The sequence below is a fragment of the Paenibacillus sp. AK002 genome (assembly GCF_053903045.1).
This window is the reverse complement of record NZ_CP096377.1, coordinates 2,394,297-2,417,571: the sequence shown is the minus strand read 5'-3', so window position 1 is coordinate 2,417,571 and position 23,275 is coordinate 2,394,297. Positions and strand designations below refer to the sequence as shown.

General features: G+C 53.1%; 22 protein-coding genes. 7 read left to right on the top strand and 15 right to left on the bottom strand.

Annotated elements, in window-relative coordinates:
• Positions 1 to 169: 169 nt before the first annotated feature.
• The 7 genes from M1D70_RS10585 to M1D70_RS10555 form a co-directional block, all read right to left on the bottom strand.
• Positions 170 to 847: a hypothetical protein gene (locus M1D70_RS10585; RefSeq protein ID WP_009592828.1), complete on the bottom strand. Its 678-nt coding sequence runs from the start codon at positions 845 to 847 to the stop codon at positions 170 to 172.
• A gap of 183 nt (positions 848 to 1,030) precedes the next feature.
• Positions 1,031 to 1,351 carry a winged helix-turn-helix transcriptional regulator gene (locus M1D70_RS10580; protein WP_009592832.1) on the bottom strand — a complete coding sequence of 107 codons (321 nt, stop codon included), beginning with the start codon at positions 1,349 to 1,351 and terminating at the stop codon, positions 1,031 to 1,033.
• Positions 1,352 to 1,505: 154 nt separating this feature from the next.
• A complete protein-coding gene (locus M1D70_RS10575) occupies positions 1,506 to 2,168 on the bottom strand; it encodes a uracil-DNA glycosylase (protein ID WP_015734424.1) in 663 nt (220 codons plus the stop codon).
• 177 nt (positions 2,169 to 2,345) lie between these two features.
• Complete coding sequence (locus M1D70_RS10570) at positions 2,346 to 3,068, bottom strand: ThuA domain-containing protein (RefSeq protein WP_009592827.1); 723 nt, start codon at positions 3,066 to 3,068, stop codon at positions 2,346 to 2,348.
• Positions 3,069 to 3,111: 43 nt separating this feature from the next.
• Entirely contained in the window at positions 3,112 to 4,080 is a 969-nt protein-coding gene (locus tag M1D70_RS10565; RefSeq protein ID WP_009592834.1) for a sugar phosphate isomerase/epimerase family protein, read from the bottom strand.
• Between the two features lie 44 nt (positions 4,081 to 4,124).
• The gene (locus tag M1D70_RS10560; RefSeq protein ID WP_015734422.1) at positions 4,125 to 5,210 is read right to left on the bottom strand and encodes a Gfo/Idh/MocA family protein; all 1,086 of its coding nucleotides are present in this window, start codon (positions 5,208 to 5,210) and stop codon (positions 4,125 to 4,127) included.
• Between the two features lie 170 nt (positions 5,211 to 5,380).
• Positions 5,381 to 6,481: a Gfo/Idh/MocA family protein gene (locus M1D70_RS10555; protein WP_456289835.1), complete on the bottom strand. Its 1,101-nt coding sequence runs from the start codon at positions 6,479 to 6,481 to the stop codon at positions 5,381 to 5,383.
• A gap of 140 nt (positions 6,482 to 6,621) precedes the next feature.
• Between M1D70_RS10555 and M1D70_RS10550 the strand changes: the two genes are divergently transcribed.
• Positions 6,622 to 7,440 (top strand): AraC family transcriptional regulator, encoded by an 819-nt coding sequence (locus M1D70_RS10550; RefSeq protein WP_009592826.1) that lies wholly within the window; start codon positions 6,622 to 6,624, stop codon positions 7,438 to 7,440.
• 98 nt (positions 7,441 to 7,538) lie between these two features.
• Here the strand turns inward: M1D70_RS10550 and M1D70_RS10545 are convergent, their stop codons facing one another.
• Positions 7,539 to 7,853, bottom strand: a complete 315-nt coding sequence (locus M1D70_RS10545; protein ID WP_009592829.1) for a hypothetical protein — start codon at positions 7,851 to 7,853, stop codon at positions 7,539 to 7,541.
• Between the two features lie 95 nt (positions 7,854 to 7,948).
• On the bottom strand, positions 7,949 to 8,650 hold the full coding sequence (locus M1D70_RS10540; RefSeq protein WP_015734420.1) for a TerC family protein: 702 nt from the start codon (positions 8,648 to 8,650) through the stop codon (positions 7,949 to 7,951).
• A gap of 515 nt (positions 8,651 to 9,165) precedes the next feature.
• On the opposite strand from M1D70_RS10540, the gene M1D70_RS10535 reads away from it, so the two are divergent.
• The 3 genes from M1D70_RS10535 to M1D70_RS10525 all read left to right on the top strand — a co-directional run bounded on the left by M1D70_RS10535 (position 9,166) and on the right by M1D70_RS10525 (position 11,155).
• The gene (locus M1D70_RS10535; protein ID WP_456289834.1) at positions 9,166 to 9,777 is read left to right on the top strand and encodes a TVP38/TMEM64 family protein; all 612 of its coding nucleotides are present in this window, start codon (positions 9,166 to 9,168) and stop codon (positions 9,775 to 9,777) included.
• 91 nt (positions 9,778 to 9,868) lie between these two features.
• Positions 9,869 to 10,834 carry a peptide-methionine (S)-S-oxide reductase MsrA gene (gene msrA / locus M1D70_RS10530; RefSeq protein WP_456289833.1) on the top strand — a complete coding sequence of 322 codons (966 nt, stop codon included), beginning with the start codon at positions 9,869 to 9,871 and terminating at the stop codon, positions 10,832 to 10,834.
• Positions 10,835 to 10,972: 138 nt separating this feature from the next.
• On the top strand, positions 10,973 to 11,155 hold the full coding sequence (locus tag M1D70_RS10525) for a DUF2188 domain-containing protein (protein WP_009592922.1): 183 nt from the start codon (positions 10,973 to 10,975) through the stop codon (positions 11,153 to 11,155).
• 66 nt (positions 11,156 to 11,221) lie between these two features.
• Here the strand turns inward: M1D70_RS10525 and M1D70_RS10520 are convergent, their stop codons facing one another.
• Positions 11,222 to 11,914, bottom strand: coding sequence for a YitT family protein (locus M1D70_RS10520; protein WP_009592920.1), 693 nt, complete (start codon positions 11,912 to 11,914; stop codon positions 11,222 to 11,224).
• Positions 11,915 to 12,405: 491 nt separating this feature from the next.
• On the opposite strand from M1D70_RS10520, the gene hmpA reads away from it, so the two are divergent.
• On the top strand, positions 12,406 to 13,611 hold the full coding sequence (hmpA, locus tag M1D70_RS10515) for an NO-inducible flavohemoprotein (RefSeq protein ID WP_456289832.1): 1,206 nt from the start codon (positions 12,406 to 12,408) through the stop codon (positions 13,609 to 13,611).
• A 140-nt stretch (positions 13,612 to 13,751) separates the two neighbouring features.
• On the opposite strand, the gene M1D70_RS10510 is transcribed toward hmpA, so the two are convergent.
• The gene (locus M1D70_RS10510) at positions 13,752 to 14,261 is read right to left on the bottom strand and encodes a cyclic nucleotide-binding domain-containing protein (protein ID WP_433939185.1); all 510 of its coding nucleotides are present in this window, start codon (positions 14,259 to 14,261) and stop codon (positions 13,752 to 13,754) included.
• A 181-nt stretch (positions 14,262 to 14,442) separates the two neighbouring features.
• Here M1D70_RS10510 and M1D70_RS10505 point away from each other — a divergent pair, with 181 nt between their 5' ends.
• Entirely contained in the window at positions 14,443 to 14,829 is a 387-nt protein-coding gene (locus M1D70_RS10505; protein WP_009592061.1) for a hypothetical protein, read from the top strand.
• Positions 14,830 to 14,858: 29 nt separating this feature from the next.
• Positions 14,859 to 17,006 (top strand): YhgE/Pip family protein, encoded by a 2,148-nt coding sequence (locus M1D70_RS10500; RefSeq protein WP_456289830.1) that lies wholly within the window; start codon positions 14,859 to 14,861, stop codon positions 17,004 to 17,006.
• Between the two features lie 125 nt (positions 17,007 to 17,131).
• Here M1D70_RS10500 and M1D70_RS10495 read toward each other — a convergent pair whose 3' ends face one another.
• From M1D70_RS10495 to M1D70_RS10480, 4 genes are read right to left on the bottom strand one after another with little or no spacing between them, the layout of a single operon-like run.
• A complete protein-coding gene (locus M1D70_RS10495) occupies positions 17,132 to 18,217 on the bottom strand; it encodes a glycosyl hydrolase family 18 protein (RefSeq protein ID WP_456289829.1) in 1,086 nt (361 codons plus the stop codon).
• Positions 18,218 to 18,247: 30 nt separating this feature from the next.
• Positions 18,248 to 20,005 (bottom strand): polysaccharide deacetylase, encoded by a 1,758-nt coding sequence (locus M1D70_RS10490; RefSeq protein ID WP_456289828.1) that lies wholly within the window; start codon positions 20,003 to 20,005, stop codon positions 18,248 to 18,250.
• A 44-nt stretch (positions 20,006 to 20,049) separates the two neighbouring features.
• A complete protein-coding gene (locus M1D70_RS10485; RefSeq protein WP_456289827.1) occupies positions 20,050 to 21,921 on the bottom strand; it encodes a glycosyltransferase in 1,872 nt (623 codons plus the stop codon).
• Between the two features lie 20 nt (positions 21,922 to 21,941).
• On the bottom strand, positions 21,942 to 23,255 hold the full coding sequence (locus M1D70_RS10480) for a nucleotide sugar dehydrogenase (RefSeq protein ID WP_456289826.1): 1,314 nt from the start codon (positions 23,253 to 23,255) through the stop codon (positions 21,942 to 21,944).
• Positions 23,256 to 23,275 lie beyond the last annotated feature (20 nt).

The following is a 23,275-nucleotide window of genomic DNA, read 5'->3' as shown; positions in this document are numbered from 1 at the left end:
CTCCCCAACACGTGATCTGGTGCTCGTGTATTTCACTGCTTACAAGTAAATTATATCGTGTAAAGGCATATATTTTTGTGATTTATTTCACATTGATCTTTAAAATTTAAATAAAAATACCAAATAACCCTGTCCGATTGGAACAAGGTTATCCTAAAAAGACGGCCTGCTATATGATTTCGGCTTCCATATAGGCTCGTTCGCCGCCGGGCACTTTTAAATAGGGACGAATTCCGGCAAATCCCCCCGCATCCAGGTTCACCCCGGTCATCCAGTTCCCCTCCAAAAGGCCTCCTTCCGACTGCATGATGACGGCAGGCGCCTCGATATGCTCCTGGTACAGTACGATGCCGGCCTGAATGGTCTTATAGGCTTTTCCTTGCTGCACCAAAGGCACGGCACTAATATACGTAGGCACAAAATAATGGGCGATCACGTCCAGCTCCTCCCCGTCGAAGAACGCTTCGCTGCCAAGGAAGGGATGCAGCATCACGATTTTCTCGTAGAGCGACCAGATGATCATATGCAGGAATCTTCCCATCCGTCCCTTATTCTGCTCGGAAGACGAATTCAATGTTTCGGTTTCATAACCAATGAACTTCCATCCGCCGGGAGCCTTGACCCATTTCTGGAACATGTCGACCCGAGCGGTGCCGTCTTGGCTAACGGATGCTACAGCGTCTGGGCTTGTTCCACACACGGCCGACCACAGTGATTCCGGTACATACTGGCTCAGCACCCGCTTGGTTTTCTCAAATATATGAAGCACTTGTAATGAAGCGTTTTCAAGCTCTGAGATGTCCTCTTGTCCATAATGGAACCGGGAGATATTCGTTCGCTTGATCATGGGCTCGCCTCCTTGATATGCCGCCTGGATTATTACATCATATAGAAGGTGCGTCAGCTTGGTGCATGTCCGGATATTTTTGCAGGACGAAACGAAAAATCAGCCATTCTGGTTAGAAAAAAAACCCTGAAATGAGGATATCTCATGCCAGGGTTTAATCGTCAACGGGAGTCTTAAGATGACTCATCTGTCGACCCATTGTTCTGCCCAGGATGAAATTTGCTCCATCACCGGACGCAGTGCTTTGCCTTTTTCAGTCAGTTCATATTCAATACGTACCGGAGTTTCCGGATAGACATGACGAATCAGTATGCCTTCGCATTCCAAATCCTTCATCCGCTCGGAGAGCATTTTATCGCTCATGGACGGAATCAAATTCGAAATATCCTTAAAGCGCTTAGGTCCGCTCATCAGCGTTTGAATAATCAAGCCGTTCCACCGTTTGCCCAGAAAAGAAAAGGCCGATTCGAAACGGGGACACATCGTAACATTTGTAACTTCCATATCCCTTCACCTCTTTACGAAGTCACCTTGTTTATAGAAACTCATAAGCTTACCCAGAAATCTAGAAAACTTACGAATTGTAAGTATGTTTCATTTTAGCATATTTTCGAGAAGCTGAAAACCTCCTAGCCCCTTTTTCCCAGAAAATCAGCGCTTATCCCCCTAATATCCGAGCCAAAATATCCAAATCGTCCTCAATCAAAGTGGATAATTTCCTATTATACAGCACCGCCGCTGGATGGAACAGAGGGAATATCTTATAGGTCTCCGGTGAAAACACATAGCCTGCTCCGGGATTTTCCGGATCTGCCGCTTGCTGAACCGGTCCCTCCATCAGCTTGCCGTGCAGCGACGTCACCGTTTCATGGCTTCCGATTAACCGGTGCAGCGCGGTATTTCCCATTGGTGCCAGGATGTCCGGGCGCACCCATCGGATCTCTTCATCAAGCAAAGGCGCATGCGCCAAAATTTCCGCCTTGGTCGGCGTGCGATTCGATCGGCTGATGACATTCTCGCCCGAAGGCCTCACGAGCACTTTATCCTTGTAGGGCCTGCTTCGCATGGAACTGGTAATATATACCTGGTCCCTCGTCAGTTTCAGACGTTCCAGGTACGCGTTCATCTCTTGTCCGGCCTGCCCTACAAAAGGTTTGCCTTCCAAAACTTCATGAGCCCCGGGCGCTTCCCCGATGAACATAATTTTCGCAAAGCGGACTCCCCTTCCGAGCAGGAAGCCCTCAACGGGTTGATGGACGAGCCTCGCCCGGCATATGGCGATGGTTGCGGGATCTACAGGTGCGCTTTGTACTTCGTTCATGTGTACAGCCCCCCTCTCCTATATCATACAATACCCCATATTCACGTATATTCTATCCCCAGCTGAGCAAAAACATTTCGAAAAAGCAGCCCCAACATACCAAAAAAACGAGCCGAACAAGGACTGTACCTTGAACGGCTCGTTCGCTGATGCTTAGGATAACGCGCTGTTTATAGCTTAGACTAAAACGGGAAGCGCGCGAACCGGCTGACTGTTGCCGAACGTTTGCTTGCCTGCCGTAGAATGAGCCCAGTTAATCGCATTGGAGATCACTTTCAGCACTTCGGGGTTGTAGTAGGTTGGATAGGTCTCATGCCCCGGACGGAAGTAAAAAATGTTCCCATGCCCGCGTTTGAATGTGCATCCGCTGCGGAACACTTCCCCGCCCTCGAAATTGCTGACGAATACCAGCTCATCAGGGGCCGGAATGTCAAAGAACTCCCCGTACATTTCCTCGTGCTCGATGATGATCGGTCCCGTAATTCCCGCAGCAATCGGATGCGTCGGATTCACGCTCCAAATAATTTCCTGTTCTCCTGCTTCGCGCCACTTCAAATCGCAGCTCGTGCCCATCAAAGCTTTGAACGGTTTGGAAAAATGTCCGGAATGGAGAACGATCAGTCCCATACCATCCTGCACGCGTTTTACGACCTTGCTTACGATTTCGTCACTAACCTGGTCATGAGCCATATGCCCCCACCACAACAGCACATCGGTTGAATCCAGTACATCGTCCGTCAATCCATGCTCCGGCTGGTCGAGCGTTGCCGTTCTAATGATGAAATCCGGATTTTGCAGACCCTCCGCCAAAGCTGTGTGAATGCCCGTCGGATAAACGCTCCGAACCTCATCATGGATTTTCTCGTGCACGAATTCATTCCATATGGTTACGTTAAGCATGTTGCTGTTCCCCCTAATTGCTTATTCGTTATTCTCTACGCTGTTAGACCCACCACATTTCTCCGAGCGGCTCTTCGATCAGCACTTGCTGAAGGTTTTGCACCGCTTTGGAGAAGCCTTCTTCAACGGACATCAGTCCGTCTTCATGTTCAATGCTCACGACATAGTCATATCCAACCAGGCGAAGAGCACTCATCATATCCGCCCATTCCTTCACATCGTGTCCGTAACCTACGCTGCGGAACTGCCAAGCGCGATCCAGCATGTTCGCATACGACTGCATATCCGTGAGACCGTGTTTGTTCACGTTAATCGGATCAATGCTAGTATCCTTCGCATGGAAGTGGTGGATCGCTCCTTCGCGGCCCAAAATTTGAATCGCTTGAACAGGGTCAATCCCTTGCCACCACATGTGGCTCGGATCCAGGTTGGCACCGATCACTTCGCCTGCGGCTTCGCGCAAACGGAGCAGCGTGCCCGGCGTGTGAACGGAGAAGCCGCCGTGCAGTTCCAAACCGATTTTGACATTGCGGTCTGCCGCAAATTTACCCCACTCGGTCCAATAAGGAATGACCTTGTTATCCCACTGCCAAGTCAGGATCTCTTGGTAGTCGTTAGGCCAAGGCGCTACCGGCCAGTTCGGGTATTTGGCATCCTCGTGGTCGCCTGGGCAGCCGGAGAATGTGTTGACAACAGGTACTTCAAGCTTCTCGGCAAGCTCCACCGTTTTTACGTATGTGTCATGGAATTCTTTTGCGATTGCCTTTTGCGGATGAAGCGGATTGCCGTGGCAGCTCAGTGCGCTAATGATCAGCCCGCGGGATTCCACCGCGTTTTTGAAGTTTTTCAGCGCGGTTTCATTCTCAAGCAGCTCGACCGGGTTGCAATGTGCATTTCCGGGATAACCGCCTGTTCCGATTTCAACTGCTTTAAGGCCCTTGGATGCCACGTAGTCCAAAGCATCCTCCAGTTTACGTCCACTCAGCAATACCATAAATACGCCTAATTTCATTGTATAACCTCCTGGTTTAGCTTAGTCATCATTGATTGCAAGATTTAGTTGTCGAAATAAACCGCTTTACCCGTCTTCGCCGATTCATAGATCGCTTCCAGGATTTGCGTCACCACAAACGCCTGCTCCGGCTTAACGACCGGATCCTTATCCTCTATGATCGCTTCAAGCCACATTCTTGCTTCACGGTCCGAGTCGTTTTCCTTGGAGCCCGAATAGAACGCTACGCCGCCGGCGTTCAGATCCACTTTGGTTTCATACAGTCTGCTCATTTTCTCGCCGTTGATGCGCAAGCCGTCTTTCATGTCGGCTCCGCCTTCGGTTCCCGCCAGAACGGCTTTCGCTTCGCCGATCTCCAGGACGTTAAGCGCCCAGCTGGATTCCAGAACGATCGTAGCGCCGTTCTCCATGGTAATAAATCCGAATGCCGAATCCTCTACCGTGAATTCCTTCGGATCCCACGGACCGAACGCATTCGCCGCATTCTCGCGCTGACCCAGCTTATGGAACGTGGATCCCAGCACGCTTTTCGGCTTGTAATTGTCCATCAGCCACAAGGTCAAATCCAGCGCATGGGTTCCGATATCGATCAACGGACCTCCGCCTTGCTTCTCCTCGTCAAGGAATACGCCCCAGGTCGGAACGGCACGGCGGCGGATGGCCAGGGCTTTACCGTAGTAGATCTCGCCCAGCTCGCCTTCCTCGCAGATCCCCTTCAAATACATGCTGTCGTCCCGGAAACGGTTGTTATAACCGATGGTCAGTTTTTTGCCTGTGCGCTTTGCGGCGTCCAGCATGGCCTGTGCTTCGGAAACCGTTTTTGCCATCGGCTTCTCGCACATCACGTGCTTGCCGGCTTCCAGGGATGCTACCGTGATTTCGGAGTGCGAATCGTTCGGCGTACATACATGGATGACGTCAATGCTGCCGTCTTTCAGCAATTCCCTGAAATCCGTGTACACTTTTGCGCCTTCAACCCCGTATTCGGCTGCTGCCTTCTGCGCACGCTCTTCCACGATGTCGCAAAAAGCGACCAATTCGGCCTGCGCCTGCTTCTTCAAGCTCGGCATATGTTTGCCGTTGGCGATTCCCCCGCAGCCGATAATTCCGATTTTCAACGTGTTCGACATGTCCATTTCCTCCCCATACTGTTGATCTTATTGGAGCTGTCCCAATATTAGTGCAACGCTTTCATGCGGATCGCCGGGCTAGAGCCCATCATTCTGCCAGATCCGTCAGAAGCTGGTTTGCCTGTTCTTCATAACCAGTTTACAAGAATATGGACCAGGCTTCCAGTTCCCTATTCAGCCGATTCGGCCTGCTGAGGTGCCGGAAGTTTGCCATAACGGTACGTGCTTTGCAGAACGATATGCCTGCCCTCCAGCGAAGACTGCTGAAAGGACTGCATGATCTCCAGCACGTGATAAGCCAGGCGCCCGCTTACGCGGTGGTCCTTCTGCTCATGAATCGATTGGATCATATCATGGATGCCCAGACCCCGCTCGTTCTTCCCGCATTCGAAGGCGGGCTCAAGCAATTCCCATTCCTCGGAGCCGTGCTTGCGCAGCTTCACTTCTCCGTTGAAGTAGTTCGGATCGCCGAGACTCAGGCTGCCCTGCGTGCCGTAGATTTCGATCCAGGGCAGATTGGACCCGCCAAAGATATCGAAACTGGTAATCATGGTTGCAATGGCACCGTTCTCAAAATCCAGCGTCCCTGCCAAATGCGTCGGCGTCTGAACCGTGATCGGCTTTCCTTGAAGCGGGCCGGAGCCGACGGAACGGTCCGGGATCTGGATGCCTGTGGATGCGCTGATCCGGCTTGCGGGACCCAGCAGCTCTACCAGGGCCGACACATAATAAGGTCCCATGTCCATCATCGGACCTCCGCCCGACGCGTAAAAAAATTCGGGATTGGGATGCCATGCTTCCGGTCCTGCCCCCATCATAAACGCCGTTGCGGCAACAGGTCTGCCAATCAGCCCGGATTCAATGGCCGCTTTGGCCGTCTGTACGCCGGAGCCTAGGAACGTATCCGGTGCGCAGCCGACGCGAAGCCCCTTCTGATCGGCGATATTCAGGACGCGGCGGGCTTCGTCAAGGGTTATGGCCAGCGGTTTTTCACTGTAGACATGCTTGCCTGCTTCCAGGGAGGCGATATCGACATTGGCGTGGCTGGCCGGAATGGTCAAATTAATAATAAACTCAATATCCGTCTGTGCGAGCATCTCCTCAACCGTGTATACGTTCGGGATGTTGAACTCTTCCGCTTTCGCTTGGGCGTTGTCCGGAATGAGATCGGCACATGCCACGATTTCAACCCAAGGGCTGTTTTTCAAGTTCGTGAAGTATACGCCGCTGATGGTTCCGCAGCCAATTATACCTGCTCTCATTTTTTTCATCGATGTCACTCCTTGAACCAATAGATGTGCTCGGACTAGTACAATGGTATTCTTTTATGCTTTCGTTTAAAATGAAGAATATGATTAAAACATGAACAATCTGGTCATTATTTTCTTATTCTTCAAAGGGGACTTAAGCAATGGATTCAAATCTTTCCAACCAAGTCGTAGCAGCGGATTTCTCATTTCATCGCAAACCTTTCAAGATGTCCCTGGCGGACGGTTTCGACACCTATTTGATGCGTTGGCAGACCGACGGCAAATGCCGCGCCAAAATCGACGGCAAGCTGTCGCTCGTCGAGGCAGGGGATCTGTTGATCTTCACGCCCGGACAGCCTTATGAACTTCGAATCGATGACGAATACAACGCATTGGGTGAATTGACCATCGAAAGCGGCGATTATCATATTTTTTTCAAAGGGCCTTGGGCGGACGCGTGGTGGAATTCCAAGAAACGCCCGACCAAAATCAGGGTGCCGCTGGAGGAGCGTTACCTGAGCCTGTTTCGGCAAATTCTGCTCGAGCAGCGGCGCGTATCGGATCCTTATCCCGAGATTTCGGATTATACCGTGCGGATTCTGTGCCTAGAGGTGGACCGCCTGTTATCGGAGCAGCCGTCAACAACCCCCAAGACGTATCTCGCCTACCGCATGAAGAACTACATTGAGGAGAATGCCTCCTCCATGTTCAAGCTGGAGGATGTCGCCGGCCATGTCGGCATCAGCGTTTCCCGGGCAGTCCATCTGTTCAAGGAAGCGTTCGGCACCACCATCATGCAGTACACCATGGACGTGCGACTGAGCATGGCAAAGGAACGGATCGTTTTCAGCCCCCTCTCCCTGGAGGATGTCGCCGAAACCTCCGGCTTTGCGAACTACACTTATTTTCACCGCGTTTTCCGTTCCCGATTCGGCGTTTCGCCTAAGCAATTCCGCATGTCCAGCCGAACCTCCAATTAATGGTCATACCTCCACTGTAAAAAAGCGGGCCGACCAAGGTTTTTCCTTGATCGACCCGCTTCTTCTTTGAATCGGATGTAAGATATTCCATGATTCCGTTACTTCTTGTCAGGACCAAGGGTGGCCGCTGCCTCGGCAACAACGATAGCCAAGTCTTCATTACCGAACATCGACAGGACGCCAAGCAGGGTCTGATCCGGTATTTCCCCAGCCTCTTCTTTGGGCACCGTCAATTCAAGCACGCGCGTCAACCGCTCATTGTCCGGCTGATCCGGATAGGCTTTACGGTACAGCTCAGCCGGATCCAGACCGTGATTCACACACCACTGGGCAAACACGAGGATCATCATATCCTCATCCTGACGGTACGATTCCGCTATCCGTTCTTCTACGGACTTTCCCGCAGATTCCATGCATTTACTCCTCCTCATGCGAACAGGGCGTTATGTGCTCTGTTCGTTCATGAAGACATTATACCGCTTGGTTCCGGTTCAGACAAAGTCTTAAACTAGTCAACCATCTTTACCTGTACCGGGTTGCTCTTCGCTTTGTGCTCATTCTTCTTCTTCATCCAGGTTCCGATTCCGATGACGATGGCAATGACGATAACCTCAAACCCGTACTTCACGACGCCATTTGCGAACCAGCCGTGAATCATCGGCTCTTCCACCACCATCTTCGATGCGGTCCAGGCTAACACCGCAGCGCCGATCGTGATGATAATCGGGAAGCGATCCGTCAGCTTCAGGATAATGGTACTGCCCCACACCATGATCGGAACGGAAATCGCAAGTCCGACAATAACCAGCATGAAGCTTTCACCGGCAGCGCCTGCTACGGCAAGAACGTTATCCAGTCCCATCATGGCATCCGCGATGATGATCGTACGGATAGCAGCCCACATTTGGTTGCCCGCGGAAATTTCATGCTGCTTCTCATCGACCAGCAGCTTGTAGGCAATCCACAGCAGCGCGATACCGCCGATCAAGCGCAAGCCGGGGATCATCAAGAGCTGGACAACGAGCAGCGTGGCTACGATCCGTATGATGATCGCACCGACGGTTCCCCACAGGATAACCTTCTTCTGGTCCTCTTTCTGGACATTGCGAGCGGCGAGACCGATAACGATAGCATTATCGCCTGCCAGCACGAGGTCAATGAGGACAATCGACAGCAGCGCGGTCCAAAATTCCATCGATAGCAAATCCATGATTCCCCACCCTTTCTTCATGTTCTGATTAGGCTTTCGCCTACCGATGTCCTCCACCAAAAAAAACGCTGTTCCCTTCATCGGTAGGGTCTACAGCGTTTTTTGGGCGCAAAAATAGACCTCCACCTCATCATGAAACAATCAGGCAAAGGTCTCGCTAAACAACTCATCGTTGCCAATAAAGCCGGGGATGGTTAGTCCCGTAATGACGACTTTACTTACGATATAGAATTTATAAGTCATCGGCAGAGCCCATGAAATTCTATATCGCAAGAAAACCTACCGTTGAAGTCGCGGTTGTTCATCCTTGATAAGGCCACGACCGAGGTTTTCTTATGAAGCTACTCCCCTTTGGGAACTATTCGGTTGGACATATTATAACATACGAAAAATCGCTTGTATATTCAAATTTTTCCATAGTATCGATTGCGAGAGTCTTCGAAAGACGGGCAGCATGCCTGTTTTTTTGCTATCATGGTGCTATTCAGGTCAACGATGCAAAGTGAGGATTCTACATGAAGAGATGGATCATCCCCATCCTATATGCGGCAGTACTGGCACTTGCTTTTTCATACAGGCATGATATCACGGAGTGGCTGGAGAGCGATCCCCCGCTCTTCCTCATGATCCTGCTGGCAGCCCTGCTTGCCTTATTTCCCATTGCCCCCTACAAAGTGGTCATCGCTATTCTCGGGTATGCATACGGCACCGTCTGGGCGGCCGCCATATCGTGGTTCGGAACGACGATCGCCGCCGTCATCCTGTATGCGGCTGTGCGGTCTTTATATCAGGAGTCCGGCAGACGGCTGCTTGGGAAATACACGGCCATACACAGGTTTACGAACGCGGTCGAACGGCGCCCCTTTCAGTCGATCCTGCTCGCCCGCCTGCTGCCCGTGATACCGCAAATGGCCGTCAATCTATATGCCGGCGTCGCCTCGATCCCATTCTGGACGTACACCGCCGCTTCCGCCATCGGCAAAATTCCAGCCATCCTCCTGTACGCCTGGCTTGGCAGCGGATTGGCCGATCATCCGGTCATCTTCGCGGCTGTTGCGGCAGGACTTATGCTGCTAACCGCTTTGTTCATGGCCGCTTTCCGGTGGTATAAGGGGAGAACGACATAATCGGAGCAATATTTTGGTTTCCTTGACCAAAATGATTATAATAACAATAAGACTTACATTTTATATTGTTAAAACGATGGAGGGATAATAGATGAATAATCGTTCAACCCCAAGCGAATTGGCTACCTTTGCGGGAGGCTGCTTTTGGTGTATGGTCTCTCCCTTTGACGAGCTGCCGGGCATTCTGAAGGTCGTTTCCGGTTATACTGGCGGCCACAAGGAAAATCCGACCTATGAAGAGGTGTGCTCCGATACCACAGGCCATTATGAGGCCGTTCAAATCACCTATAACCCGGAAGTTTTCCCATATGAGAAGCTGCTCGAGCTTTTCTGGCAGCAAATCGATCCTACGGATGAGGGCGGACAATTCCATGACCGCGGGACATCCTACCGGACCGCTATTTTTTACCATACGGAGGAGCAGCGCGAGCTTGCGGAGCAATCCAAGCAGGCGGTGGCTGCCAGCGGACGTTTCGACGGACCGATCGTGACGCCGATCATCCCGGCGAGCACCTTCTATGAGGCCGAGGAATACCATCAGGATTACCACAAGAAAAATCCGGGCCATTACAAACGCTATCGCAAAGGCTCCGGTCGAGAGGATTTCATTGAACAGCACTGGTCGGAGCCGGTGGATACCGCCGAGCTTAAGCAGCGCCTGACGCCGATCCAATATGAAGTGACGCAGAACAACGCAACCGAACCCCCGTTCCACAATGAGTATTGGGACCATCATGGGGAAGGCATTTACGTCGATATCGTGTCCGGCGAGCCGCTCTTCAGTTCTACGGACAAATACGACGCCGGCTGCGGATGGCCAAGCTTCACCCGTCCGATTCGCGAATACAACATCAAGGAAAAAATGGATCTCACCCACATGATGGTCCGCACCGAGGTACGAAGCAAAAAAGGCGACTCTCACCTCGGCCATGTGTTCGACGACGGACCCGGACCGAACGGGCTCCGTTACTGCATCAATTCCGCTGCGCTCCGGTTTGTGCCGAAGGAAGAGATGCAGAAGGAAGGCTACGGCGAGTATTTGCAGCTGTTCGAATAAATCCAAGTTTCCAAGTGCATTGCCCTTGAAGGGGCAATGCACTTTTTATGGGGTGCGGTTGAACCCGTTTATTCAATTTGGTTGCACGGGGTAATATACAGTACATGCAATGAACAGTTGAATTGGAGGGAGCGTACCATGCCTTGGAGCAAAAATGATTATCCGCCATCCATGAAAAATCTGGAGCCGCGGGTGAGGAATAAAGCCGTGGAAATTGCCAATGCCTTGCTGGAGGAGGACTACGACGAGGGACGTGCCATCGCCATCGCCACCGCCAAGGCACAGGAGTGGGACGAGAACCACCCCAAGGACGAGAAGTAAAGCGTATAAAGCACATGAAAGAAGCTCACCCTACCATGCGGGTGAGCTTCTCTTATTGGGACCGCATTATGAACGGCCGCTAACGGTATGCTGCGCTGTTTTCGGAGTAACCGGAGTGCTTGGGGCACGGACCGCCTTCCGAACCGGTTTCTTTTCCGCTTTCTCGGTACCGTACGTCACTGTGATGGTGATCACTTGCCCGGCAATCGATACGGCTAATATAGTATATAAGGTTTCAACCAATGGCATATAAAATAGCGATAATAGCAGTACTACGGCATCCATCAGGAAAAACACCGTCCCTACCTTAAGCCCGCTCCACTCGCTGAACAGCACGGAGATTACGTCGTCGCCGCCTGTCGCCCCGCCATAGCGGAGCACGATGCCGGCTCCAAAGCCCGTCAATAATCCGGACAGCAGCGCGGCTGCCAGCAAGTTATGATTCAGATCGATAACCAGCGTTGAATACCGCTCGATCAATGCGTAGAACAAGGTAAACATGCTCGCCGCAACAACGGTATTGAATATGAATTTCCGACCCTTGATGAACAAGGCAATCAGCAGTACCGGTATGTCCATAAGGACCATACTCAATGCTGGCGGAATATCAAGCGCATATTTGCCAAGCAGCGCAAGGCCGACAAAGCCGCCTTCGGTCAAATGATTGTGAAAATTAATGTGATAATACGTAAAAGCCATTAAAAACGTTCCGAACAACATCGCCGACATGGTGATAAATGTGTTTTGTCTTTTCCTCATACAGGATCCCTCTTGTCGTAGTAGATTGGTCAGACATAGGCCAATCTCTACCTTGAGGCAACCTGGAGGAGTTCATCCTTCGAACCATAGTTCCCATCCTTTCGTAGAGACCGTCCTTGTCTTCAGACGTCCGACTTCGCTCTACAAAGGAAGCTATGTGTATGAGAGATCATAACGTTTCCAAATCGTCCTTTGGGGATTCGTCCTTCGGGGACACATGGTATCCTGATCCTTTCTCGTTTTAGTTAGAGTGCTAACATTATTATAACACAGTTGGCATACAAGCTAAACAGCTTACTAGAATGAATTGGAATCTCTATATGGAATATGTAAAAAATCCAGCTTTAAGAACCTCCTTCGCGTAAAAATGTTGTTCACATATTCGCTAAATCCGATGTGATCTAAATCACAAGAGCTGCTCCATCGCCTGTCTATACTTAAAGGGAACACCAACTCGACTAAGGTATCATATGAATCAAGGGGGAGTCTGCATGTTAAGCCAACGTACGATCGAGGTCGTTAAATCGACCGTGCCGGTTCTGGAAACCCACGGCACGGCAATCACAAGCGCATTTTATCAAAAATTGTTTCATCATCATCCGGAACTTCTTAACATATTCAACCATGCGAATCAAAGGGAAGGAAAACAGCCCTTTGCCCTAGCCAATGCCGTATACGCAGCTGCGGCCCATATCGACCGTCTTGAAGCCATCGTCCCGGTTGTTAAACAAATCGGACACAAGCACCGGGCATTAAACATCTTGCCGGAACACTATCCGATCGTCGGCGAAACGCTGCTCGGCGCCATGAAGGATGTGCTTGGCGATGCCGCAACGCCCGAAATTATCGAGGCTTGGGCCGAAGCTTATGGCGTCATTGCCGATGTCTTTATCGGCATCGAGGCGGATATGTACCAGCAAGCCGCAAACAAAGCCGGCGGCTGGAGCGGATACCGTAATTTCGTCATTGACCGGAAGGTGGAGGAAAGCTCCGTCATTACTTCCTTTTATCTGGTACCGCAGGACGGCGGGGAAATTTCCGATTATCTACCCGGCCAATACATCACGCTCCGGGTAAAACCTGAGGGCGAAGCCTATTATCATAATCGTCATTACAGCCTCTCTTCCGCACCCGGACATCCTTACTACAGAATTACGGTGAAACGCGAAGACGAGCTGGATGGAAAGCCTGCCGGCATCGTCTCCAACTGGCTGCACCGTCATGCAGAGGTCGGGACCGTTCTCGAGGTCACGGCTCCGGCCGGTACCTTTACGCTGGATACGGACTCCGATCTTCCGCTTGCCTTGATCAGCGGCGGCGTCGGTTTGACTCCGATGGTGGCTATGCTGGAATGCGTGCTGCTGAATCAGCCTGACCGGAAAGTAACCTTTATCCATGCGGCGAAATGCGGCAGTCAGCATGCAATGAAGCTGCATATCGATGAACTCGCCTCGAAGCATCCGCAGCTAAGCACGTACGTCATTTATGAACAGCCGGAAACGGAAGACACTTGCCACCAAACCGGCTACATCGATCTGGAGTTCCTTCGCAAAACGGTCGATCCGAAAGCCGACTTCTATTTCTGCGGGCCGGTTCCGTTCATGCGTGCCGTGAACGGCCATTTGAAAGCGATGGAGGTGCCTGCTGACCGGATCCACTATGAATTCTTTGGTCCGGCCGGTACGCTGGAAAGTTAATATTAGGTTAACCGTATCTCCTTCCGGCGGCATCGATCAGCCGCGAAGGGTGCCTCGACTCATTTCTCTGTCCATGCATGCTCGTACAGGGTTTTATAAACCTATGTATAAAGCCAGTTCAGGCGTCGAGGGGGTAGGGGCTAAACGTGCTTGCCCTGCTCCCTCAGCAGCCGGTTTACCGTTTCTCTTCTTACCCCGATCAGCTGTCCGATCTCTTCCTGAGTCAAATATTCGGTCAGATGTATCCCTTGGGAATACTCATCCAGCCACTGAATCAGCAGCTCCAGCCGCTCCGCCGGGCCGCCCACGGTTAAGTGATCCAGCCTCATCTGCATGAACCTCACCTTTTCCTGCAGCAATCTGGCAACCTCGAGCGGTTTTTGCGGATCCTCCTCAAGCTGTCGATACCAAGCTTCAGCCGATATCACATCCACTTCGCTCTGAATCAGCGCGATCGCGGTTCCATGCGTTTCCTTCGGGCTGATCAGCGAGTGATGGGGTACCGTTTCGCCTGGATATAGAATATTGAAAAGCACCATATTGCCATTGGCATGCAGACGGGTCACCTTAAACAATCCGCTCCGAATGTGATATAAATGATCCCCGCTATCCCCTTGCCGGAACAATATTTCGCCTTTATGCAGTATCATGGTTAATCTCCTCCCGAAAAAATGCAGTTATCAGGAGTGTAAACGATATGCCGCCATGATTCCACCTGAGGTGATCACAAATGCCAGAAATTAATGGTTGCAGGCCGAATAAGGATGGCATACCATGTATACAATAGAACATGCGTTCTTATATTTTTTCATGTTCGGGGATGTGTCTCTTATGATGAAACCTTCCACTCCTCCTCCGCCTTCGGTCGAAGACGAAGCCCTGGTCAAGGATTATCTGCTGCATGACCTGCTTCAGTCTGTTCTCGAACGGGATATTGGAATCCTCAAGACCCTCAAGCTCAAAATGGCCGATATCTATATTTTAAATCTGCAGTATCTCCAAAAAAGGATTTCGGCACACGCCTGGTCCATTCAACAGCAGATGAAGCGGCGCGGCATCCGGATTCAAAGTCAGGGCCGTACCCCCGAGGAAGGGCTGCAGGTGCATTATCTGTGCCGCGGGTATGAAGGCAGCCTGCTCTGCGATCGGCCCTCTCTTAAGGAAGAGATAAAGGCTCGGCTCGTTTCGTATCTTGGCACGGATTTGGCGGCATACTAGCTCCAACTACGTACAAGACAGGAGCGCTCATGAAGAATATCTTCCATATATATTCTGCCGATATCCGTAGAATCGTCCGCAATTGGGCTGCAGCCGTCATCATCGGGGGTCTTGCCCTCCTACCTTCTCTATATGCCTGGTTTAACATCGAAGCTTCCTGGGATCCCTACGGCCAAACCTCAGGTGTATCGATTGCCGTTGCCAACCTGGATAAAGGCACCACCCTTCGCGACCAGCCCATTAACCTGGGCAAAGAAATCGTAGAGTCCCTGCATCACAATGAGAAGCTGGGGTGGCGGTTTACGGAGGACAGCGAGAATGCGATACAGGGGGTGCGGCGCGGCACCGATTATGCCGCTATCGTCATTCCGGAGAACTTCTCCGCCCGGATCGGCACCGTGCTGACCAATGAGCCCGTCAAGGCTCAGATCCTCTATTACACGAACGAGAAAATCAACGCCATTTCGCCCAAGGTGACAGCCCAGGGGGCATCTGCCGTCGTGGAGGAAGTCAGCAAAAATTTCATCAAAACCGCCAACGGCACCATCTTCGAGATTTTCAACACGCTCGGGATCGAGATCGAGAACCAGCTCCCTGCGATCAACAAAGTACGAAGCTTGCTGTTCCGGCTCGAAAAAAGCTTTCCCGAGCTCAACGAGGCGGTGAGCACGGCCCAGCAGGATATCAAGCTGGCCAACCGGTTGGTTGAGCAGGCCAATGCCGCTCTGCCCCGCCTTGAAGGGATTGCCACGGACGGCAAGGAAATGGCCGGTGCGCTGGCGGAGTTCGCAAATCAGGCCGCAGGGGCCTCAAAATCGCTGGAGCCTGCGCTGCGGCAGGACTTGGAGGTGCTGGGTGCAGCCACCGGAGCGCTTTCGCAAGTGCTGGACGCGCTAGGGCAAAAAGGCATCGACCCGAAGGAGCTGGCCAGCCGCCTGAACGCTGCGAAGGAGCGCGCTGAGACCGCAGCGCAAGCTGCGGCCCGGCTGGGGCAATTGTTCAAGCGGCTGGGCTCGATCTCCCCGGCGGCGGCTTCCGCGGCGGCTAAGCTCGAGGACATTGCCGCACGATGGACCTCGGCTCAAGCCGTGCTCCAAACCATCGCCCAAGCCGTGGAACGGGGGGAGGAAGCACCTGCGGATTCCATCGACAAGCTGAAGAAGCTGACCGATGACATGACGGGGCTGACCGACGCGCTGCTAAGCCGGTACGACAGCGAAATCGGCCCGGCGATAAGCAAGGCCTTCACCAAGGGCGCAGGTACGGCCAAGCGCGTTCAGAAGGAATTGACCCAGGCGCTTGCCGGCGTCCCCGACATCCAGCGTTTGCTCCAAGATGCCCGAAAAGGGCTCAAAGTGGGAGGCGAAGAAGTGCAGCTCGCCCAAAATCGTCTGCCGGAGGCGGAGCTTCGGATTACGCAGCTGGCCAACCGGCTGCGCGAGATGGAAGCGGAAGGGGATATTCAAGAGATCATCGATCTTCTCCAAAACAATTTCGAGCTCGAGAGCCAGTTTTTTGCCGAGCCGGTTACGCTGGAAGAGAATCGCCTGTACCCCATCCCGAACTACGGCTCCGCGATGTCGCCCTTCTTCACGACCTTGTCCTTGTGGGTAGGCGCACTGCTGCTCGTTTCCCTGCTCTCCGTTGACGTACATGATGAGGAGAGAAGCTTCCGCAGCTTCGAGGTTTACTTCGGACGCTATCTCACCTTTCTGACCATTGCCCTGTTCCAGGCGCTGTTCGTTACCCTGGGCGATATTTATTTGCTGGGAACCTATGTGGTGAACCCCGGCTGGTTCATTCTGTTTGCGCTGCTGATCAGCTGCGTTTTCATGCTGATCGTCTACACGCTGGTGTCCGTATTCGGCAATGTCGGAAAAGCGATGGCGATCGTTCTGCTCGTGCTGCAGCTGGCGGGCGCTGGCGGGACCTTTCCGATCCAGATGACGCCGCCGTTCTTCCAGGCATTGCATCCGTATTTGCCGTTCACCTATGCCATCAGCATGATGCGGGAAGCCGTCGGCGGCATCCTGTGGGATATCGTCATCCGCGATATGCTGCTCATGCTGGTCTTCGCGGCGATCGCGCTTGTGATCGGGATCGCGCTCAAGAAGCCGATCAACCGGGCCAGCAGCGGGCTGATCCGCAAAGCGAGAGCTTCGAAGCTCATTCATTGACCCCCTCCGCTGGGGACGGACAGAATGACGAGCGGACTGCCCCCGAATGTTCCTATACGTGAAAGGACACCCCGAGCGGCCTCTTATTGAAGCCGCTCGGGGTGTCCTTTTGGATTATACCGAAATCATTCATGATGGGATTGCTGTCGAAACTCGCTCAACTTCTGCAGTGAATTTGCTTCCATTTCGCCGAGCCGCCAGATCGCAATCTTCGAAATGCCCGCCTCCCCCGCCGCATCCATCCATCCGGCAAGGGTCGTTCCGTCCGCATACCATACGGTATGCCCGATGCCTTCGTCGTCCGTGTACTTGAAGTGCAGTGCCCCGCTGTCCGGATCCCGCTTCGGTTCGTCCGGGCTGGCACGCTCCAGCTCTACCGCACGCTTCTCCGTTAAAGAGACCGCCTTGCCATTCTCCGCCCAGTCAAACCCGCCAACCGACAGCGCGATGGCATGGTCTCCCGGCAGCTGCCGCAGTTTGCCCCCCAGCTCCTTGATCATGGCATAATCCGCCTTCGGTCCGGGTCCGCTATGCCCCCCGTACAGGTTGTATGCCATCAGGACATAATCCGGCCCCTCCGGCAGCTTAAGCGATGACAGGGATACGCCCGGCTCCAGCACGATTCGAAGCGAGAGGCCTTCCGCCCGGAGACGCTCATACAGCTCCTCGTACAGTGCGGAGAGGTTGGCCCCATCCTCCTTGCGGACTTTCTCGTAATCCAATTCCACGCCGTCGAAGCCGTGCTGGGATGCCATGTCCAAAATCTGCCTGATATGTTGGCTGCGGCTTTCGGGAGTAGCGACGAGCCGGGATATCAGGTCCGGATCCTTCTGTTTGGCCGTTCCATCGGGATGGAAACGATCGTTGACGATCGTCAGGACTGCGCGAGCCGCCTCCCCTTCCTTGGACGCCTCCAGGAACGCTGGCAGCCCCTCCCGAAAATCCGACGTCAAGTAAAGCTCGTCTTTATGATTGAAATAGGCTGCAAACAGCTTGATTTCTTCAAGCTCACCACCCAGCTGCTTCCAATCTGTCATGCCCGTCTCCCACTGCCAATCCGTAATCCAGGCAGACAGCTTGACTTGCGCCTGCAGCGGCTGAGGCAGCATCGATGGCTCCTTCTTTTGATCCTCCAACCACCAGAAGGAGACGGCGGCACACAATACCGCAACCCCCGCTGCTGCCGCCCATTTCTTCCTGCGATTCTTCATTCGTTGTTCACGCCCTACGCTACCCAATTTTTAGAAAGTCTCGACAGCCCAGTCGACCGCGCGGTTCATGCTTCGCTGTACGCCGGTCAGGACACCGGCAAGCCCGGACGGCTTGTTCGTGAACAGCAGCTTACGTTCGGCACCCGGTGGCTCCGACACAATCGTGACATCTTCGAAGACGGCGTCGTAAATATCATCCTTTTCGTTCTGCTCATGATACTCCGATTCAAGCGCCACGCCTCCTGCGCCGATCGATGCATCCACAGGCTGCCGGTCCAGAAGCAACTGCCGATCAACGCTCACGGACAGGGCATCGCCTTTCACCGAAATCTCCAGCCACCGATTTCCGATTATGTTGACAGGGTACTCATTCTCATCATCCCGGTCTCCGGACAGCGTCTGCTCCTTTGTATAGACCGAAGCCTTATCGAATTGCAGATCCTCTTCGCCCCATGCTACCTTCGGCAAGGCGTACGAGAACAGCTCCTCGGGAGCTTGGCCCGCTACCTTCTGTTCCACCACCACGTGGTTGTTCTCCAGCAGAAGCCTGATATAAGAACCCTTCGTCCGGTCGTAACGGACATAAACCGACTGCCGTCCCACCACATTGCCGAGCGCTTTGGCCGAGACGGTGACGTCTTGCTCCCCGCTGCCCTTCAAATACACGCTTCCTGCCTGGGACGGGGGCGATGTGACCACCATCCGGTTATCCGTAAATTCTGCCGCTCCGCCAAGCAGCTCCCACTTGTCAGCCTGCTCCGTGTCGCCCCGTACAAACTGCATAGGCTGCCCTTGGTCCTTACGCAGCTTCATTAACAGGTGATTGGTAGACCAATACGGCGCGGGCTGGACCCGGGTCAGATTATACAGATCGCTATCCTTCGAATTGAAGGCAACGCCTTCCCGGTTGAAATTCATCCCGAACAGCTTCCGAATCTGATCCGTATTGGCATTCGCCACAAGCTGATTCATTCCTCCGCCGAGCGCATTGGCGTGCATGATCATATACGTGATCGGAACGTAACCGAGCGATTCCGTGTAAACCTTGTCCATTGCCGCATAGTCGGCCCGGATCCGTTCTTCCATCTCGGCGCGGTTCTCGAGCGGAATCATGTTCTCGTCGCGGATGAAATCCATCAAATAGTGGTTGTAATATTCCACGTTGGATTTGACCGTCAGCTCACGCTCGTCTTTAACGCCGACATAACGGCCCTCATCATCGAAAATATTGATATAGGTCAGCCGGTTGCCGTTAGTCCCAAGCTCCCAATACCCGGTGCGGGTCATCTTCAGCATGTCCTTCGGCTGCAGAAATTTCCGTTCGCTGTTGCCCATTTTATTGGCATAGGACAGAAAGGTAGCCTTATAATTATATTTTTCAAGCAGCGGCTGCGCGAACAGCGCGGAATCATTCCGCCCGTCTTCAAAGGACAGGTACAGCGCCTTGTCGGGCAGCTTCTTGCCATGGCTGTAATAATCGATGATATCCTGCTGCGAAATCGTCGTATAGCCCTGTTCGTATAAGGCCTTCAGCTGGGAATCCAGCTGGGCCTTGGATACGAGCTTGGACGTCCCGGAGCGGCCGACCCCGAAATAGGACAGGGCAATAAAGCCCTGATCCTGACGCCAGGCGGATCTGTCCGGCTCCTTATATGTTCGAAAATCGAAAATCGCATTGGCCAACAGGACGGCTGCAACGGCCAATACCATGACCTGTGCCGTTACTTTGATGATTTTCCTGCGATTTTTTCGCCGAACATTGAGGGCTGTTTTTTGTTTTTTAGCCATATGTCATCCTCGCTTCAATCCTTACTTCAACCGCTTTGACACGATCAGAACGGTAATCCGAATTTTTTGCCTTTGCGCTTGCGGGCTTCCTTCTTCTCCCTGGCTTCGATATCCTGCGGCGTTTCCCGCGTCCCCCACGTCGATTTCCAGAAGGTAAACCAAGCCACCGGCATCTGCCATAACAGGACGAATTCATAGAAGAGGCAGAATACGAAGCCGAACACCCATAATCTGCTCTTCCGGAACAGCAGGTGGGCCAGGCTCATCAGCAGCGCCATCAGCAGCAATCCCATCAGGAAGGTCCCCGGGAAAATGCCGTGAACGATCGGCACGTACATGAGGTTGTAGGCAACCACGACAGGCGCGGCAATCGGCACGATCAGGCCTATGTAAAAAAACAACGCCATAAACGGCTCTTTGCGCCATATGAAACTTCCAGCCCGCAGCGATTCGCGCAGCCAGGAGCGCTTCCACCGCATCTGCTGCTTCAGAAACACCTTCATCTGCGAAGGCACGATCGTCGAGCAAATGGCAGAATCCTGGTAAGCGGTACGATGCGTTTTCAAAATAAAGTTCGTCATGCTCCGGTCGTCTCCGAAGGTGGCGGGCCTGCCCAGAAACTTCTGGTTCAGCCAAGCGTCCGCATGCTGCACGATCAGCTCTTTCCGATAGCAGGATAAGGGACCCGACAGGCAGGTCACGCTGTCAAACCAGGACTCTGCCGCTTTCATGATCCGAAAGGCGATATAATAACGGACGGTCTGCAGCTTCGTCATGTTATTGGTATATTTGTTCTCGACGTCCGTCCTTCCGGCAACGCCGCCCATCTTGGGATCCTGAAAGGGCTGGACGAGGTGACGAATCGCCGTCGGATCCAGGAAGCTGTCCGAATCCACGAAGACCACCAAATCATGCTTGGCCATCTCGACGCCTTTGACCAGAGCGGCCCGTTTGCCCGCATTCTCGGGCAGCACCATATAGGACAAGCGCTCCCGGGTAGCGTAACGCTCCGCCTCGGAATGAATCAACTCGATCATGTCTTGGATCTGCTGTACCGACTGGTCCGTCGATCGGTCATCCACCACAATGACCTCCAGCTTGTCTACGGGATAGTCCTGGTTCATGCAGCTGAGTATCGTGCGTTTGATCCATTCCGCTTCATTGAAACAGGGGATGATAATGGATACTCCCGGCGTATAATCCGGATTGATCGGCACATCGCGGTACAATGCTCCGAACAGGTAGCGCGTCAGCAGAAACAGGGCCGCGATCAGGCTGTACAAATACAGCACCATGTTGTATTTGAAATAAATGATGCTCTCCGCCCGCATCAGCATGATGAAGAGCACCGCCATGAACAGCAAGGCGCTGGCGGAATATACGGAATACCCCCACCGTTTGCGCTGAAAATAATCCGTGAGCGGTTTCTCGAACTCCAAGGCAAGCAGATGCTCTTCGCCGGCTTCGGTCGAATTCGAGGCTCTGCGAACAACGGCTGCATCGATCCTGACGGCCGATTCGAAGCCCTCGGGCATAGCCCCCGGCGGGATGCGGAATCGTGCCTTCACTTTGTCGCCGACTTCGAGGCTTGAAGAGGCTTCCGGCAGCCTGAGCAGAAGGCCCGTGGCCGAAATATCGGCAGCCACGCCCTTAATCCCGGCTTTTTTCTTTTTCCCGTTCGGGACAAGCAAAACTTCAAAATCCGCCTCGTAACGCAGGCTGAGCATCCGCAGCTTGTTGACGTAGTCAGAGCTGGACAAATCCTCCCCGGGCTTCTGCGCCCGGTTGCCTCTTCGGTCCGCATTCATCCGGATCTGCTCCGGATCGGGCACATAGGAAAGAGTCCGTCTGTCCGTGCGCGGAAGCGTTAGAACTTCCTTGGTGCTCTTCGGTTGCTTTCTTTTTATAATCCTCATTGCCTTCTCCCATCGTTATCTTACAAACTCCAATAATGAAAGCCATGGGCTTCGCATTCGGTTTTTGGATAAGCTCCCTTCACGTCGATCAGAAGCTTCGCCTGTTCAGAACTGAACATGTCCTTGAATGCCGCAATCCCGAGCTGCTTGAACTCCCGGTGAGCGACCGCCACAACCGCAATCTGGATTCCGTTCAGCTCGCTCATGTCCGACAGCTCGATGCCGTATTCCTCATAAGCCTGCTTCGGGTCTACGTGCGGGTCAGCCACCATCGGCCGGATCCCGTAATCCTGCAGCTCCCGAATAATATCGATGACCTTGGAATTGCGGATATCCCGGCAATCCTCCTTGAACGAAAGGCCCATGACGGCCACCTTCGCCTTCATCAGATCTATCCCTTGGCGAATCGCAAGTTTAATGACGTGCTGGGCGACGTATTTTCCCATTCCGTCATTGATATGCCGTCCTGCCAAAATAATCTTGGAATGATACCCCGTATCCTCGGCCTTATACGTCAGATAATACGGGTCGATTCCGATGCAATGCCCGCCGACGAGACCCGGGCGGAACGGGAGGAAGTTCCATTTCGTTCCCGCTGCGCGCAGCACGGCATTCGTATCGATGTCCATCTGGTTGAACAGCATCGAAAGCTCGTTCATAAAGGCAATGTTAATGTCGCGCTGTGCGTTCTCGATGACCTTTGCCGCTTCCGCCACCCTAATGGTTTCCGCCCGGTGAACGCCTGCCTCGATAATCAGCTCATACAGTCTGGCAACCGTCTCCAGCGCCTCCGGATCATTGCCGGATACGATTTTCACGATGGTCTCCAGCCGGTGGACCTGGTCTCCGGGGTTAATCCGTTCCGGGGAATACCCCACCTTGAAATCCTCGCCCAGGCGCAGGCCCGACTCCTCTTCGAGAATCGGAATGCAGACTTCCTCCGTAACCCCCGGATAGACCGTTGACTCATAGACAACCACCGCTCCCCGCTTCAAGGCGCGGCCGACCAAGCGGCTGGCATTCCGCACGAATTTCAGGTCCGGCACATTGCCGCTTTTTACGGGTGTCGGAACGGCCACGATAAAGCAGCTAGCCTCCTTCAGCTTGTCCGGATCCGAGGTGAAATCGGCCGCACTGCCCGCAAGCAAAGCATCTCCGATCTCACCGGTAGCATCGAATCCGCTGCGATACTGAGACACCTTCGCCTCGCTCAGATCAAAGCCGATGACATCCAGCCTTTTCGAGAACGCGACCGCCAGCGGCAGTCCGACATAACCCAGTCCGACGACCGCCAATTTATCCACGCGGTCCAGCATGTTTTCAAATAATTCCATTTTACTCCATCTCCATTGCG